The sequence below is a fragment of the Streptomyces sp. NPDC059696 genome (genome assembly GCF_042733745.1).
Taxonomy (GTDB): Bacteria; Actinomycetota; Actinomycetes; order Streptomycetales; family Streptomycetaceae; genus Streptomyces.
Window position 1 is genome coordinate 322,484 of sequence record NZ_JBHWFG010000001.1, and the last position, 13,278, is coordinate 335,761.

Consider the following 13,278-nt stretch of genomic DNA (forward strand, 5'->3'; position numbering starts at 1 on the left):
GCAGTGTTGCCGGTGATGTGGATGAGGCGTGATGAGTGACTCCTGTGCGGGGCACGCGCGCGGCACCGCACGCGGGCAGTACGCGAACCCGGAGGCTTCGAGTGCGACCGTTCACCCTCAACTACGCGCGGCCCACGTCACTTCCGACGGCGGTGCCGCCCTACCGCTTCGACGACTCGCTCCAGCTGAACGTGCTCCCCGACGGCCGCCCGGCGGTCAGCGACCCGGACCTCCTCCTGGCGGTCGGGACGACGGCGTCCACCGCCGGCTCCAAGACCCACTTCGACGACTGAACCCCGTGACCGCATGACCGTACTGATCCTCACGTCCAGGGACGACGTCACCGCCGACATGGTCGTCACCAGACTGCACGACGCGGCGGTGCCGGTCATGCGCCTCGACCCCGCGGACCTGCCCGTCAACACCCTGCTGTCCGCCCGCTTCGCGCACGGCGACTTCGAGGGCCTGCTGTCGGCCAACGGTCACGTGGTCAGCATGGGGGGCCTGCGCTCCGTGTGGGTGCGCAGGCCCGGCGAGCCCGCCGCGCACGCGGACGAACCCTCCGCGTGGCTGACCGCCGAGACGCGCCAGGCCCTCTTCGGCATGCTCTACTCGGCCTCCGCGCGCTGGATGAACCACCCGCGCGAGGCCGAGCGGGCCCGGCTGAAACCGTGGCAGCTGAGAACCGCCCACGTCAGCGGCTTCGCCGTGCCGCCGACGGTCGTCACCACCGTCCCGCGGCTGGCACGGCAGTTCGCCGAGGAGTACGGGGAGGTGGTGGTGAAGTCCGCCTCCGGGCCGCCGCCCGGCGAGCCCGCGATGGCCCTGCCCACCACCCTCATCGGGCCCGACGCGGACTTCTCGGGCGTCGCGGCCGGCCCCGCGCTGCTCCAGCGGTACGTCCCCAAGCACGCGGACGTCCGCCTGACCTGTGTCGGCAGCCGGCTGTTCGCGGCACGCAAGAAGGCCGAGCCGGACCAGGTGGACGGCCGCTACGGCGACACCCCGCACACCTGGGAGCCGGTGCCGGTGCCCGACCGCATCCGCAAGTCGGTGCACGACTACGTCGACCTGGCGGGACTGGCCTACGCCGCCTTCGACTTCGCCGAGGACGAGGACGGCTTCTGGTGGTTCCTGGAATGCAACCAGGGCGGCCAGTTCGGCTTCGTGGAACTGGAGACCGGGCAGCCGATCTCGGAAGCGGTGGCCCGGTGGCTGGCCCGGCCCGCCCGGGGCTGACCCCCGTCGGCGCCGGCGCGCCGACGGCCCCTGGTGCGGGCGTGAGCGCAGGCCTGCCGACGGGGCACGGGCGGGCGCGACGGCCGAGGTACGGCCCGCTTACGATGCGCCCAGCCGTACGTCGGTCGCGGACGGCCGCTCTTTCACCGCCTCACCCAGGAGCGCCGTAGCCGTGTCCGTACCACCGCCCCCCGGGAGCGAGCCGTTCCGGGACCCGTTCGGCCCACCTCCGGCGAACCGGCCCCCGGCAGCCCCGCCGCACGGTCCCTACGGCTCCGCCGGCCGCCCCCACGGCGCACCCGTCTCCGTCAACGCGCTCGCCGTGGTCGCCCTGGTCCTCGGAGTGCTCTGCTTCCTGCCCGCGGCGGCAATCGTGCCGGGGCTGATCGCGCTGCGGCAGATCCGGCGGACCGGGCAGAGCGGCCGGGGCATGGCGATCGCCGGGGCCGTGCTGTCGACCGTCTGGATCGTGCTGTGGACGGTGGTGCTGTCCAGCGGGGCCGCGTCCACGGCGTGGGAGGGGCTCAAGGACAGCGCCCGGGGCAACGAGAGCCTGTCGCTGGGCAAGGGCGACTGCTTCGACGCGCCCGGCGGACTGGAGGGCGACACCTACGACGTCGACCGGGTGCCCTGCGCGGGCCGGCACGACGGCGAGGTCTTCGCGGTCGTCACGCTGCCCGGCGGCGCCTTCCCGGGGGACGCGAGGATCACCGACCTCGCCGACGAGAAGTGCTACGCCCTCCAGGACCAGTACGCGATGGACACCTGGGCGATGCCGGCCGACGTCGAGGTGTACTACCTGATGCCGTCCCGGGAGAGCTGGCGCTACGGCGACCGCGCGATCACCTGTCTCTTCGGCAGCGCCGAGGAGACGGCCGGACTGACCGGCTCCCTGCGCGGCGACCCCACGACGCTGGACACCGACCAGGTCGTCTTCCTGTCGACGGCCAACGCCCTGGACGCGGCCCTCTACGAGGAGCCCGGCAAGAGCCCCGAGGACGACCTCGCCGCCCACCGCGCCTGGGCCACGCAGGTCCACGACGTGCTCGGCGAGCAGATCGAGGCCCTGCGCGGGCACTCCTGGCGGGCCGGTGCCCGTACCCCCGTCGCCGACCTGGTCGCGGACCTGGAGGACGCCCGGACGGAATGGCACAGGGCGAGCACCGCCGGGGACGCGGAGACGTACCACGCGCACTACGACAGGGCGTCCGGGGCGGTGGACGGACCGGCGACCGTCACGGCGCGCAAGGCCCTCGGCCTGGCGACGACCCCGCCCGCCCCCGGGCAGGGCGGGAAGGAAGACGCCGCCGCGCAGGTGTGACGGCGGCCATAGCGGGGAGAAAGTGCCTGCGTAAAGCCCTCAGGGCCCTCATGTCATCACATCGAGTGATTCTCTGGCCTTTGCTTGCACCACACAACCTACGGTTGCCACGCTGTTGCTGTCTGTACAACCTGATGGGAGCGGCCAGTGACATTCGGTGAGCAGCCGGCGTACCTGCGTGTCGCGGGTGATCTCCGCAAGAAGATCGTCGACGGTCGGCTGCCCCCGCACACCCGCCTCCCCTCCCAGGCCAGAATCCGCCAGGAGTACGGCGTCTCGGACACGGTCGCGCTGGAGGCCCGCAAGGTGCTCATGGCGGAAGGCCTGGTCGAGGGCCGCTCCGGCTCGGGCACCTATGTGCGCGAGCGCCCCGTGCCCCGGCGTATCTCCCGCTCCGGCTACCGCCCGACCGGCGGGGCCACCCCGTTCCGCCAGGAGCAGGCCGACGGCGAGGGGCACGGCACCTGGGAGTCCAGCAGCGAGCAGTCCGAGGCGAGTGTCGCGGTCGCCGGCAGGCTGGACATCGAGCCGGGCGAGCGGGTCATGCGCACGAAGTACCTCTACCGCGAGGGCGGCGAGGCGATGATGCTCTCCACGTCCTGGGAGCCCCTCGCCGTGACGGGTCGTACGCCCGTGATGCTGCCGGAGGAGGGGCCCGTCGGCGGCATGGGCGTCGTCGAGCGGATGCGCGCCATCGACGTGATCGTGGACAACGTCACCGAGGAGGTCGGCGCCCGTCCCGGCCTCGCCGAGGAACTGCTCGTCCTGGGCGGCGTCCCGGGACATGTGGTGCTGGTCGTCCAGCGCACGTTCTACGCCTCCGGCCGGCCGGTGGAGACGGCCGACGTGGTCATTCCGGCCGATCGGTACCGGGTCGCCTACCACCTTCCGGTCAAGTAGCGGCCGCTCCCATCCGCCCGCGGCGCACTCCCCGCGCGCCCCGTTCACACGATCACCGCCCGGAGCATCGCGGTCCGGGGTGGTGCGCGGCTCCACCCGGCCGTCGTTCGCGCAGGTCGCCGCTCATGTATGCGGTATCCCCGCGACAGGCTGCCTCGGTGTGCTCGGGCGGCGCGTTCACCGGCGTGCGCCCCCGCGTCCTGGCCGGTTGCGTACCTCTTCGTGAAAACCCGTATTCGCTCCGTGAAGGTTAGGCGTACGCTCGGGCATATGCGCATTGCGGTTTCCTTGGCGGGTGGGGTACGGCGCAGGCCGCGGGTGGGAAGAGGAGGGGCGCGATGAACGACAGCACGGTCGCTCTGCCCTGGCTCGTGATACGGGAGGACGACAACGGCAACCGCTACCGCGTGGGCCGGTACGCGACCCGGGCCGAGGCCCAGAAGATCGCGGACAGCCTCGACGGTCGCGGCCACAAGCAGCTGTACTGGGTCGAGAGGCTCGGCCGGAACGGCCCGGCCGTGGCCCACGACTGACCCCCGCGGGAGCGTCCGGGGCGGGACCCCGGAGACCGGCGAGGCTCCCGTAGGCTCCCCGCATGAGTGAGCGGATCGTCGTAGGGGCGGCCCTGGTCGAGGACGGGCGGCTGCTGGCCGCCCGGCGCAGCGCGCCCGCCGAGCTGGCCGGGCGCTGGGAGCTGCCCGGTGGCAAGGTCGAGCCCGGCGAGACGGCCGACGCGGCGCTCGCGCGGGAGCTGCGCGAGGAACTCGGCGTCGACGCCGAGGTGAGCGACCGCGTCCCGGGGGAGTGGCCCCTGAGGGCGCCGTACGTCCTGCATGTGTGGACCGCCCGGCTGCGGCCCGGCTCAGCCGCTCCCCGCCCCCTCCAGGACCACGACGAGCTGCGCTGGCTCCGCCCCGACGAGATCTGGGACGTGCCCTGGCTCGACCAGGACGTCCCGGCGGTGCGTCAGACCCTCGCCCACCTGGGAGCGGCCGGCGGTGCGGCCTCGCGCGGCCCGCGTTCCGGTGTGGCGGACGAGCCCGGCGCCTGAAGCCCGCCGGGGGCGCGCGGCCCTATCGGAGTGCAGTGCGTACGCCCTGTACGCCTTTCGTGCCACAGCGCGCTGCCTCGCGCGGTACTCCAACCCGAATATCGGGTATGTGCCCATTAACCCCATGAAACCGGACATGGGTGAGGCTCCTGCCTGGGAAGTGATCGGCGTGATCGACACCGAGGACGACTGCGCCGACTGGACCTTTCCCGCCGAACCGGGCGCCGTGCGCAGCGCCCGCCAGGCCGTGCGCGGCCGACTGCGCGACTGGGGCCTCGACAGCCTCGCGGACCTCGCGGCACTGCTGGTCAGCGAGCTGGTCACCAACGCCCTGCGACACGCCACGGGCCCCATCGGGGTGCGCCTGGTGCGCCACTCCGGCCTGGACGGCGCCCTCCTGGTGGAGGTGTCGGACCCGCTGCCGGACCCGCCCCGCGAACGCGCCGCCCGCCCGGAGGACGAGAGCGGCCGCGGACTGCATCTGGTGGCGTCCGCGTCCCGCCGCTGGGGTACCAGACCCGGCGCCACGGGCAAGACGGTGTGGTTCGAACTCGCGGTGCCGGAGTGAAAATCCGGTGTACGTACAACCCGCCGCTGTAGAGGGCGCGGTTCAGGCCAGTGGCGGTTGCCGGTGCGAGGGGTTCGACGCCGTGTCCCCTGGTTAGAAGACTGGAAGTGTTGTCACGGTCCGGACCGAAAACCATCGGGACCGTGCTGTGATCGTGAACACCGTGTTGTGCGGCACCGTAGTGCTGGATACTGCGGGCAGCCGCCCCCGGTGACCGGTGCCGGACGCGGTGAGCTGGAGGGGACGGTTCGCGTGAGCGAGATACCAGCGAAGTCCACGGAGTCCGAGGACCCGTCGGAGGGCGCGAGGCCGAGGCCTGCCGACGGCCTGGCCTCCGCGGTGGGAGGCGCGCTCGCCGCCGACGGGGTGCGATCCGGGGACGCCATGTGGCAGAGCAGTCCCCCCGGTTCCATCTACGACTACATCAAGGTCGCCTCCTTCTCCATCGGTCCCGACGGGCTGGTGGACCAGTGGAGCCTGCGCGCCGAGCACCTCTTCGGCATCCCCGCCGACCGCGCCGTGGGCATGGATCCCATCGAGGCGTTCATCGATCCGCGTCACCACGAGCGCGGTATGCGCAAGATGGCCGAGATCCTGGACGGCCGCGAGTGGACCGGCGTGGTGCCCTTCCGAATGCCGAAGGGCGTCGAGGGGGAGCGCGGGCACGAGGGGCTCGCCGAGGTGTACGTCATGCCGACGCGCACCGAGGACGGCGAGAAGGCCGCCGTCTGCATCGTCGTCGACGTGCGCACCCTGCGCAGCATCGAGACCGACCTCGCCGCCTCGCAGGCCATTTTCAGTCAATCGCCCTTCGGTTTCCTCCTGATCGACACGGACCTGCGGGTCCGCCGCGTCAACCAGCGGTTCGCGTCCATCTTCGGCGGTGACGTCGACGACCACCGCGGCAAGGGCGTGCACGACTACCTCCAGCGCGGTGAGGCCGACCGGGTCGCGGCGACCCTGCGGCGGGTGCTGGAGACCGGCAGTTCGATCACCGACATGCACGTCACCGGCTTCGTGCCGGGGTCCGACGAGCGTCGCCACTGGTCCGTCAACCTCTACCGCGTCCACAGCGGTTCGGGCCGGCCCATCGGCATCGCCTGGCTCGGGATCGACATCACCGCCCGCCGTGCCGCCGCACGCGAGGCCGCCGCCGCCCGGCGCAATCTGGCCCTGCTGAACGAGGCCGGTGCGCGCATCGGCAACTCCCTCGACCTGGAGACCACGGCCCGTCAGCTCCTCGACGTCGTCGTCCCCGGCTTCTGCGACCTGGCCACGGTCGACCTCTACCAGGGCCTGCTGGCCGGTGACGAGACACCGCCCGGGCTCGCCGACGGCAGCGCCGAGTTGCGCCGCGTGGCCTTCGCCAGTGCCGTCTCCGACGCGCCGTTCGCCGGCACCGGTGTGCCCGTCGCGGTCGGCGCGGTCCACCACTACCCGTTCAACTCGCCCTGCGCGGACGCCCTGCGCACCGCCCGGCCCCAGACCGTCCCCGGCGAGGACGGCGGGCTCGTGCAGTCCACGCTCGCCGTGCCGATGGTCGCCCACGACACCGTCGTCGGGCTGGTGCAGTTCGCCCGGACCAAGGGCAGCGAGCCGTTCGGCGACCGGGACCGCGACCTCGCCGTGGAACTGGCCGCCAGGGCCGCGGTCTGCATCGACAACGCCCGCCTCTACCGCCGTGAGCACGAACGGGCGTTGATACTGCAGCGGTCCCTGCTCCCGCCCGGCGACCCGGAGGCCTCCGGCCTGGACATCGCCTGCCGCTACCTGCCCGGCAACGTCAACACCGGCCGGCCCAGCGAGGTCGGCGGCGACTGGTTCGACGTCATAGAACTGCCCGGGCACCGCACCGCGTTGGTCGTCGGCGACGTGATGGGCCGCGGCCTGCGCGCCGCCGTCGCCATGGGCGAACTGCGCACGGCGGTCCGTACCCTGGCCCAGCTCGACCTGGAACCGGCCGAGGTGCTCTCCCAGCTGGACGAGATCGCCCGCGGCCTCGGCGCCCCCGGAGGAGTGCAGCAGGCGACCCGGGCGGCCCGCCGCCCCCGCGAGGCGGACCTGTCGGAGGTGTACCTCGCCACCTGCGTCTACGCCGTCTACGACTCGGTCACCCGGCGCTGCACCTTCGCCAACGCCGGCCATCTGCCGCCCGTCCTGGTCGAGCCGGGCGAGCAGGCGCTGATGCTCGACGTACCGCCGGGCATGCCGCTCGGCGTCGGCGGGGAGCCCTTCGAGGAGGTCGAGGTCGAACTGCCCGAGGGGGCCCTGCTCGCGCTCTACACGGACGGCCTGGTCGAAAGCCGCGACCACCCCCTGGACGAGGGCCTCCAGGCCTTCGTGAGCGCCCTCGCCGACCCGACCCAGCCGCTGGAGGACGTCTGCGACCACGTCCTCAACACCCTCGACACCCACCACGGCGAGGACGACATCGCGCTGCTGATGGCACGTGTCCAGGGGCTGCCCACCGAGTCCGTCGGCGACTGGACCCTGCCGCGTGAGCCGCGCAGCGTGGGCCGGGCCCGCGAGTACGCGCGTGCCCAGCTGCTCGCCTGGGACATGGAGCCCCTGGTCGACACCACGGAGCTCCTGGTGAGCGAACTGGTCACCAACGCCCTGCGCTACGGCGAGGGCGAGATCCGGCTGCGTCTGCTGCTCGACCGCACCCTGGTCTGCGAGGTCTGGGACTCCGGCCTCGTCCAGCCCCGCCGCCGCCGGGCCCGCGACACCGACGAGGGTGGCCGCGGCCTCCAGCTGGTCGGCCTCCTCAGCGCCGCGTGGGGCTCCCGCCGCACTCCCCGGGGCAAGACGGTCTGGTTCGAACTGCCCCTGCCGGGCGGCGACACGAGTCTCACGGATCCGGCGGAGGCGCTGCTGAGCCTGTTCTGACCCGCAACCGAACACAGGTACCGATCGTCCTCCCCGGCAACATCAACCGCACCACCCGGGGGGAGAAGGCATGGACCGCACGGAAGGCGCGGTCGGTGAGAACGCCTCACCGACGGTCGGTGAGCACTCCTCGCCGACGGCCCGTGAGAACGCCTCACCGCCGGCCGGTGAGCACTCCTTATCACCGGCCGGTGAGCACTCCTTATCACCGGCCGGTGAGAACGCCTCACCGTCGGCCGGTGAGCACTCCTCACCGCCGCAAGAGGAGTCCGTGCCCGCCCGGAAGGGCGGTGTGAGACGCCGGCGCCGGCTCAGACGCACGGCCGTCGGCCTTCTGCTGCTCCTCCTTCTCCCGTTCCTCGCCGCTCTGACGGCCCTGAGGATCACCTACATGGGCGATCCGGCCGACGGCACCCACAGCCGGGGCCGGGACGCCCTCTGGCTGGGCCACGCCTGGGTCGACGGGCGCAAGAAGGACGCCGACGTCACCGCCCTGGCCGGCCGCCTGCGCGACACCGGCGTCCGCGACCTGTACGTCCACTCGGGGCCGCTGGAACACGACGGCACGCTCCCCGCGTCGGTCCACCCCCGGGCGCGCTGGTTCGTCGACGCCGTGCGCGACAGAATCCCCGGCGTCCGCGTCCAGGCCTTCCTCGGGGACGTCGTCGCCACCGAGAGCGACGAGGGCATGCGGCTGGAGGACCCGGCGACACGCGCCGCCGTCCTGCGCTCCACCCGCCGGATCCTGGACCTCGGCTACGCGGGTGTCCACCTCGACCTGGAACCCCTGCACTCCGGCGACCGGAACTACCTGCGTCTCCTCGACGCCCTGCGCCGCGAGACCCGCTACCGGGGCGCCCTGCTCTCCGTCGCCGCCCACCAGATCGACCCGCTCCCCGGCCTCCACACCCTGCGGGGCGGCCTCACCGGCCATCCCAAGTGGTGGTCACAGCGGTTCTTCGGCCAGGTCGCCCGCCGCGTCGACCAGATCGCCGTGATGACGTACGACACCGCGCAGCCCCTGGAGAGCACCTACGGCGGCTACGTCGCCCAGCAGACCTCCCTCGCCCTGGAGGTCACCCCGCGCTCCACCGACCTGCTGATGGGCCTGCCCTTCTACTGGGAGAACGACGTCAGCCACTGGGGCCATGCCGAGACGGTGCCCGCGGCGGTCCGGGGCGTCCGCCTCGGGCTGTCCCGCACGGACGCGGACCGGGCCCGCTTCGGTGTCGCGCTGTACATCGACCACACCGCGACCGAGGAGAACTGGCGAGCGTACGAGGAGGGCTGGGTCAGCGGGTGTTCAGCCTGCTGAGGAGCGCCTGCGGATCTTCGAGCCGAGCCACACCAGCGGGTCGTACTTGCGGTCCACCGCCCGCTCCTTCAGGGGGATCAGCGCGTTGTCCGTGATCTTGATGCCCTCCGGGCAGACCTCCGTGCAGCACTTGGTGATGTTGCAGTACCCCAGGCCGTGTTCGTCCTGGGCGGTGGTCTTGCGGTCCAGGCCCGCCTCCGACGCCGCGTCCAGCGGGTGCATGTCCAGCTCCGCCACCCGCATCAGGAAACGCGGCCCGGCGAACGCCTGCTTGTTCTCCTCGTGGTCACGCACCACATGGCAGGTGTCCTGGCACAGGAAGCACTCGATGCACTTGCGGAACTCCTGCGAGCGGTCCACGTCCTCCTGCATCATCCGGTACTCGCCGGGAGCGACCCCGGCCGGCGGCACGAAGGCCGGGACCTCCCTGGCCTTGGTGTAGTTGAAACCGACGTCGGTGACCAGGTCGCGAATGACCGGGAACGCCCGCAGCGGCGTCACCGTGATGGTCTCCTCGCGGTCGAACACCGACATGCGCGTCATGCACATCAGCCGCGGGCGGCCGTTGATCTCCGCCGAGCAGGAACCGCACTTGCCGGCCTTGCAGTTCCAGCGCACGGCGAGGTCGGGCGCCTGGGTGGCCTGGAGGCGGTGGATGATGTCGAGCACCACCTCGCCGTCGTTGACCTCGACCTGGAAGTCCTCCAGGCCGCCGCCGCTCACGTCCCCGCGCCACACCTTGAAGTGGGCCGTATAGCCGCTCATTCGTAGAGCTCCTCTTCGGAGAGGTACTTGACCAGCTCCTCCTTGTCGAACAGGGCGAGCAGGTCGGCACGGACGGGTTCGGTGGTCTCGCGGGTGAGGGCGATCTGGCCGCGGACGGGGTCCGTCGCCGCCAGCCCGCCCGTGGGGTCGGTGAGCGCGCACAGCAGAGTGATCCGCCGCCACGCGCGGTCCATCCCGGGGTGGTCCTCACGCGTGTGACCGCCGCGCGACTCGGTGCGCTCCAGTGCGGCCCGCGCCACGCACTCGCTGACCAGCAGCATGTTCCTGAGATCCAGGGCGAGGTGCCAGCCCGGGTTGAACTGCCGGTGCCCCTCGACCCCGGCCCGGCGGGCCCGCAGCCGCAGTTCGGCCAGCTTCTCCAGGGCCTGCTCCATCTCCGGCGCGCGGCGGATGATGCCGACCAGGTCGTTCATCGTCTGCTGGAGTTCCTGGTGGAGGGTGTACGGGTTCTCCGGCGGGCCGCCCATCGGCTCCTCGGTCTCCGCCTCGGCCGAGAAGGGCCGCAGCGCCTCCGCCGCCGCCGCGTCGATCTGGACGTCGTCCACGGCGGGCCGCGCCCCGGCCAGGCCCGCCGCGTACTCGGCGGCGTGCCGGCCCGCCCGGCGCCCGAAGACCAGCAGGTCGGACAGGGAGTTGCCGCCGAGCCGGTTGGAGCCGTGCATGCCGCCGGCCACCTCACCGGCGGCGTACAGACCCGGCACCCCGCGTGCCGCCGCCGTGTCGGAATCGACCGCGACCCCGCCCATCACGTAGTGGCAGGTGGGCCCGACCTCCATGGCCTCGGCCGTGATGTCGACGTCCGCCAGCTCCTTGAACTGGTGGTACATCGACGGCAGCCGGCGCTTGATGACCTCGGCGGGCATCCGCGTCGACACGTCGAGGAACACGCCGCCGTGCGGGGAGCCGCGCCCCTCCTTCACCTCGGCGTTGATGGCCCGCGCGACCTCGTCACGGGGGAGCAGCTCGGGCGGGCGGCGGTTGTGGTCCGGGTCGTTGTACCAGCGGTCGCCCTCCTCCTCCGTCTCGGCGTACTTGTCCTTGAAGACGTCGGGGATGTAGTCGAACATGAACCGCTTGCCGTCGGAGTTGCGCAGCACACCGCCGTCGCCGCGCACCGACTCGGTGACGAGGATGCCCTTCACCGACGGCGGCCAGACCATGCCGGTCGGGTGGAACTGCACGAACTCCATGTTCAGCAGGGGAGCGCCCGCGAGGAGGGCCAGGGCGTGGCCGTCGCCGGTGTACTCCCACGAGTTCGACGTCACCTTGAAGGACTTGCCGATGCCGCCGGTGGCGATCACCACGGCGGGTGCCTCCAGCACGAAGAAGCGGCCCGACTCGCGCTCGTAGGCGAAGACGCCGGAGACCCTCCCGTCCTCCTTGAGGACACGGGTGACCGTGCACTCCTGGAAGACCTTCAGCCGGGCCTCGTAGTCGCCGGTCTCACGGAAGTCCTCCTGCTGCAGGGAGACGATCTTCTGCTGGAGGGTGCGGATCAGCTCCAGGCCCGTGCGGTCGCCGACGTGGGCGAGGCGCGGGTACTCGTGGCCGCCGAAGTTGCGCTGGGAGATCCGGCCGTCCTTGGTGCGGTCGAACAGCGCCCCCCAGGTCTCCAGCTCCCACACCCGCTGCGGTGCCTCCTGGGCGTGCAGTTCGGCCATCCGCCACTGGTTGAGGAACTTGCCGCCGCGCAGGGTGTCGCGGAAGTGCACCTGCCAGGAGTCGTTCTCGTTGGCGTTGGCCATCGCCGCCGCGATGCCGCCCTCGGCCATCACCGTGTGCGCCTTGCCGAACAGCGACTTGCAGATCACGGCCGTACGGGCACCGCGCTCACGGGCCTCGATGGCGGCGCGCAGGCCCGCGCCGCCCGCGCCCACCACGACGACGTCCCACTCCTGCCGGTCGACCACGGACATCAGTCGGTCCCCATCCCTCTAGAAGAAGCGCGGATCGTCGAAGGCGCCCGACGCGACCAGGTAGACGTAGAAGTCGGCGAGCGCCACGCTCACCAGCGACGCCCAGGCGAGCTGCATGTGCCGGGCGTTGAGCTTCCCCGCCCACTGCCACATCCGGTAGCGCACGGGATGCCGGGAGAAGTGCTTGAGCTTGCCGCCGACGATGTGCCGGCAGGAGTGGCAGGAGATCGTGTACGCCCAGATCAGCACGATGTTGACCAGGAACACGAGCGTGCCGAGCCCCATGTGGCCCCAGGCGTAGGTCTCGTCGCGGAAGGCGAGCACGGTGTCGTAGGTCAGGATCCCGGCGACCACGAGCGCGGCGTAGAAGAAGTACCGGTGGATGTTCTGCAGGATCAGCGGGAAGCGGGTCTCGCCGGTGTACTTCTTGTGCGGCTCGGCCACCGCGCAGGCCGGCGGGGACGCCCAGAAGCCCCGGTAGTAGGCCTTGCGGTAGTAGTAGCAGGTCAGGCGGAAGCCGAGCGGGAAGATCAGGATGATGATCGCGGGGGAGATGCCCCACCAGCTTCCGAAGAGCTCCCAGTTCGGGCCGGACCGCATCGGCTCGCAGTTCTCCGCCAGGCACGGGGAGTAGAAGGGCGAGACGTAGGGCGCCGCGTAGTAGTCGGTGTTGGCGAAGGCCCGCCAGGTCGAGTAGACGATGAAGGCGAGCAGGCCCGCGGCGGTGCCGGCCGGGGCCAGCCACCAGCGGTCGGTGCGCAGGTGCGGGGCGGCGATCGCGGCGCGCGTACCACCCCGCACACCGCCGCTCTCAGGTCTGGGTTCGGTGGCAGGGGGTTCCGTACCAGTGGCCACGTGACGACTCCGGTCGGGTTCGGGGGAGGTGCCGGTCGCGCTCGACTCCTCCCCGGGTCAGGGAGCGCGCCGGTCCCGGGCGCCGAGCCCCTCGTCGTCCGAGTCGCTCCACAGGGCGGAGTCGTACGGCGTGTCCGAGATGGTGACCAGCTCGGGGCGGGTCGGCGCGGCCGGTGACGCGGCCGCGTCGCGCAGCAGGGCGACGCTCTCGCGCAGGTGGTTGGCGTCGGCACGGACGCGGCGCATCTCCAGGCCACCGGTGCCGAGCTGCTTCTCCAGCCGCCCCAGCGAGCGGAACACCTCGTCGAGACTGCGCTGGACCGACATCAGTTCGTCGTGAACGGACATGACTTGCCCTCACTTCCGCGGGTCCTTCATGGCCCAAGGCGGCAACGCTCATGCGCCTGCGAGTGTTGCGCGTCACACCTTGTGCTGTGA

Annotated in this window: 13 protein-coding genes; 9 read left to right on the forward strand and 4 right to left on the reverse strand. The window is 71.9% G+C overall.

Annotation, left to right across the window (positions count from 1 at the left end; translation table 11 throughout):
* Positions 1 to 101 precede the first annotated feature (101 nt).
* The 9 genes from tgmA (at position 102) to ACFV20_RS01530 (ending at position 9,283) form a co-directional block, all read left to right on the forward strand.
* Entirely contained in the window at positions 102 to 293 is a 192-nt protein-coding gene (gene tgmA, locus ACFV20_RS01490) for a putative ATP-grasp-modified RiPP (protein WP_366712030.1), read from the forward strand.
* A 13-nt stretch (positions 294 to 306) separates the two neighbouring features.
* The gene (gene tgmB, locus ACFV20_RS01495; protein WP_385651070.1) at positions 307 to 1,239 is read left to right on the forward strand and encodes an ATP-grasp ribosomal peptide maturase; all 933 of its coding nucleotides are present in this window, start codon (positions 307 to 309) and stop codon (positions 1,237 to 1,239) included.
* Between the two features lie 172 nt (positions 1,240 to 1,411).
* Positions 1,412 to 2,560 carry a DUF4190 domain-containing protein gene (locus ACFV20_RS01500; RefSeq protein WP_385651072.1) on the forward strand — a complete coding sequence of 383 codons (1,149 nt, stop codon included), beginning with the start codon at positions 1,412 to 1,414 and terminating at the stop codon, positions 2,558 to 2,560.
* A gap of 147 nt (positions 2,561 to 2,707) precedes the next feature.
* Complete coding sequence (locus ACFV20_RS01505) at positions 2,708 to 3,460, forward strand: GntR family transcriptional regulator (protein WP_385651074.1); 753 nt, start codon at positions 2,708 to 2,710, stop codon at positions 3,458 to 3,460.
* A 338-nt stretch (positions 3,461 to 3,798) separates the two neighbouring features.
* Positions 3,799 to 3,993, forward strand: coding sequence for an SPOR domain-containing protein (locus ACFV20_RS01510; protein WP_385651077.1), 195 nt, complete (start codon positions 3,799 to 3,801; stop codon positions 3,991 to 3,993).
* 62 nt (positions 3,994 to 4,055) lie between these two features.
* Positions 4,056 to 4,511 (forward strand): (deoxy)nucleoside triphosphate pyrophosphohydrolase, encoded by a 456-nt coding sequence (locus tag ACFV20_RS01515; RefSeq protein WP_385651079.1) that lies wholly within the window; start codon positions 4,056 to 4,058, stop codon positions 4,509 to 4,511.
* Between the two features lie 136 nt (positions 4,512 to 4,647).
* Positions 4,648 to 5,079 carry an ATP-binding protein gene (locus tag ACFV20_RS01520; protein WP_385651082.1) on the forward strand — a complete coding sequence of 144 codons (432 nt, stop codon included), beginning with the start codon at positions 4,648 to 4,650 and terminating at the stop codon, positions 5,077 to 5,079.
* Between the two features lie 252 nt (positions 5,080 to 5,331).
* Positions 5,332 to 7,968 carry a SpoIIE family protein phosphatase gene (locus ACFV20_RS01525; protein WP_385651085.1) on the forward strand — a complete coding sequence of 879 codons (2,637 nt, stop codon included), beginning with the start codon at positions 5,332 to 5,334 and terminating at the stop codon, positions 7,966 to 7,968.
* Positions 7,969 to 8,038: 70 nt separating this feature from the next.
* Positions 8,039 to 9,283, forward strand: coding sequence for a hypothetical protein (locus tag ACFV20_RS01530; protein WP_385651086.1), 1,245 nt, complete (start codon positions 8,039 to 8,041; stop codon positions 9,281 to 9,283).
* On the opposite strand, the gene ACFV20_RS01535 is transcribed toward ACFV20_RS01530, so the two are convergent.
* The 4 genes from ACFV20_RS01535 to ACFV20_RS01550 are packed head-to-tail and all read right to left on the reverse strand — an operon-like array spanning position 9,272 to position 13,188.
* Complete coding sequence (locus ACFV20_RS01535) at positions 9,272 to 10,048, reverse strand: succinate dehydrogenase/fumarate reductase iron-sulfur subunit (RefSeq protein WP_385651089.1); 777 nt, start codon at positions 10,046 to 10,048, stop codon at positions 9,272 to 9,274. The genes ACFV20_RS01530 and ACFV20_RS01535 overlap by 12 nt on opposite strands.
* Positions 10,045 to 11,985, reverse strand: a complete 1,941-nt coding sequence (locus ACFV20_RS01540; protein ID WP_385651090.1) for a fumarate reductase/succinate dehydrogenase flavoprotein subunit — start codon at positions 11,983 to 11,985, stop codon at positions 10,045 to 10,047. The genes ACFV20_RS01535 and ACFV20_RS01540 overlap by 4 nt, the downstream gene beginning before the upstream one ends.
* A gap of 18 nt (positions 11,986 to 12,003) precedes the next feature.
* Positions 12,004 to 12,840: a hypothetical protein gene (locus ACFV20_RS01545; RefSeq protein WP_385651093.1), complete on the reverse strand. Its 837-nt coding sequence runs from the start codon at positions 12,838 to 12,840 to the stop codon at positions 12,004 to 12,006.
* 57 nt (positions 12,841 to 12,897) lie between these two features.
* Complete coding sequence (locus ACFV20_RS01550) at positions 12,898 to 13,188, reverse strand: hypothetical protein (protein WP_053671702.1); 291 nt, start codon at positions 13,186 to 13,188, stop codon at positions 12,898 to 12,900.
* Between the last annotated feature and the right edge of the window lie 90 nt (positions 13,189 to 13,278).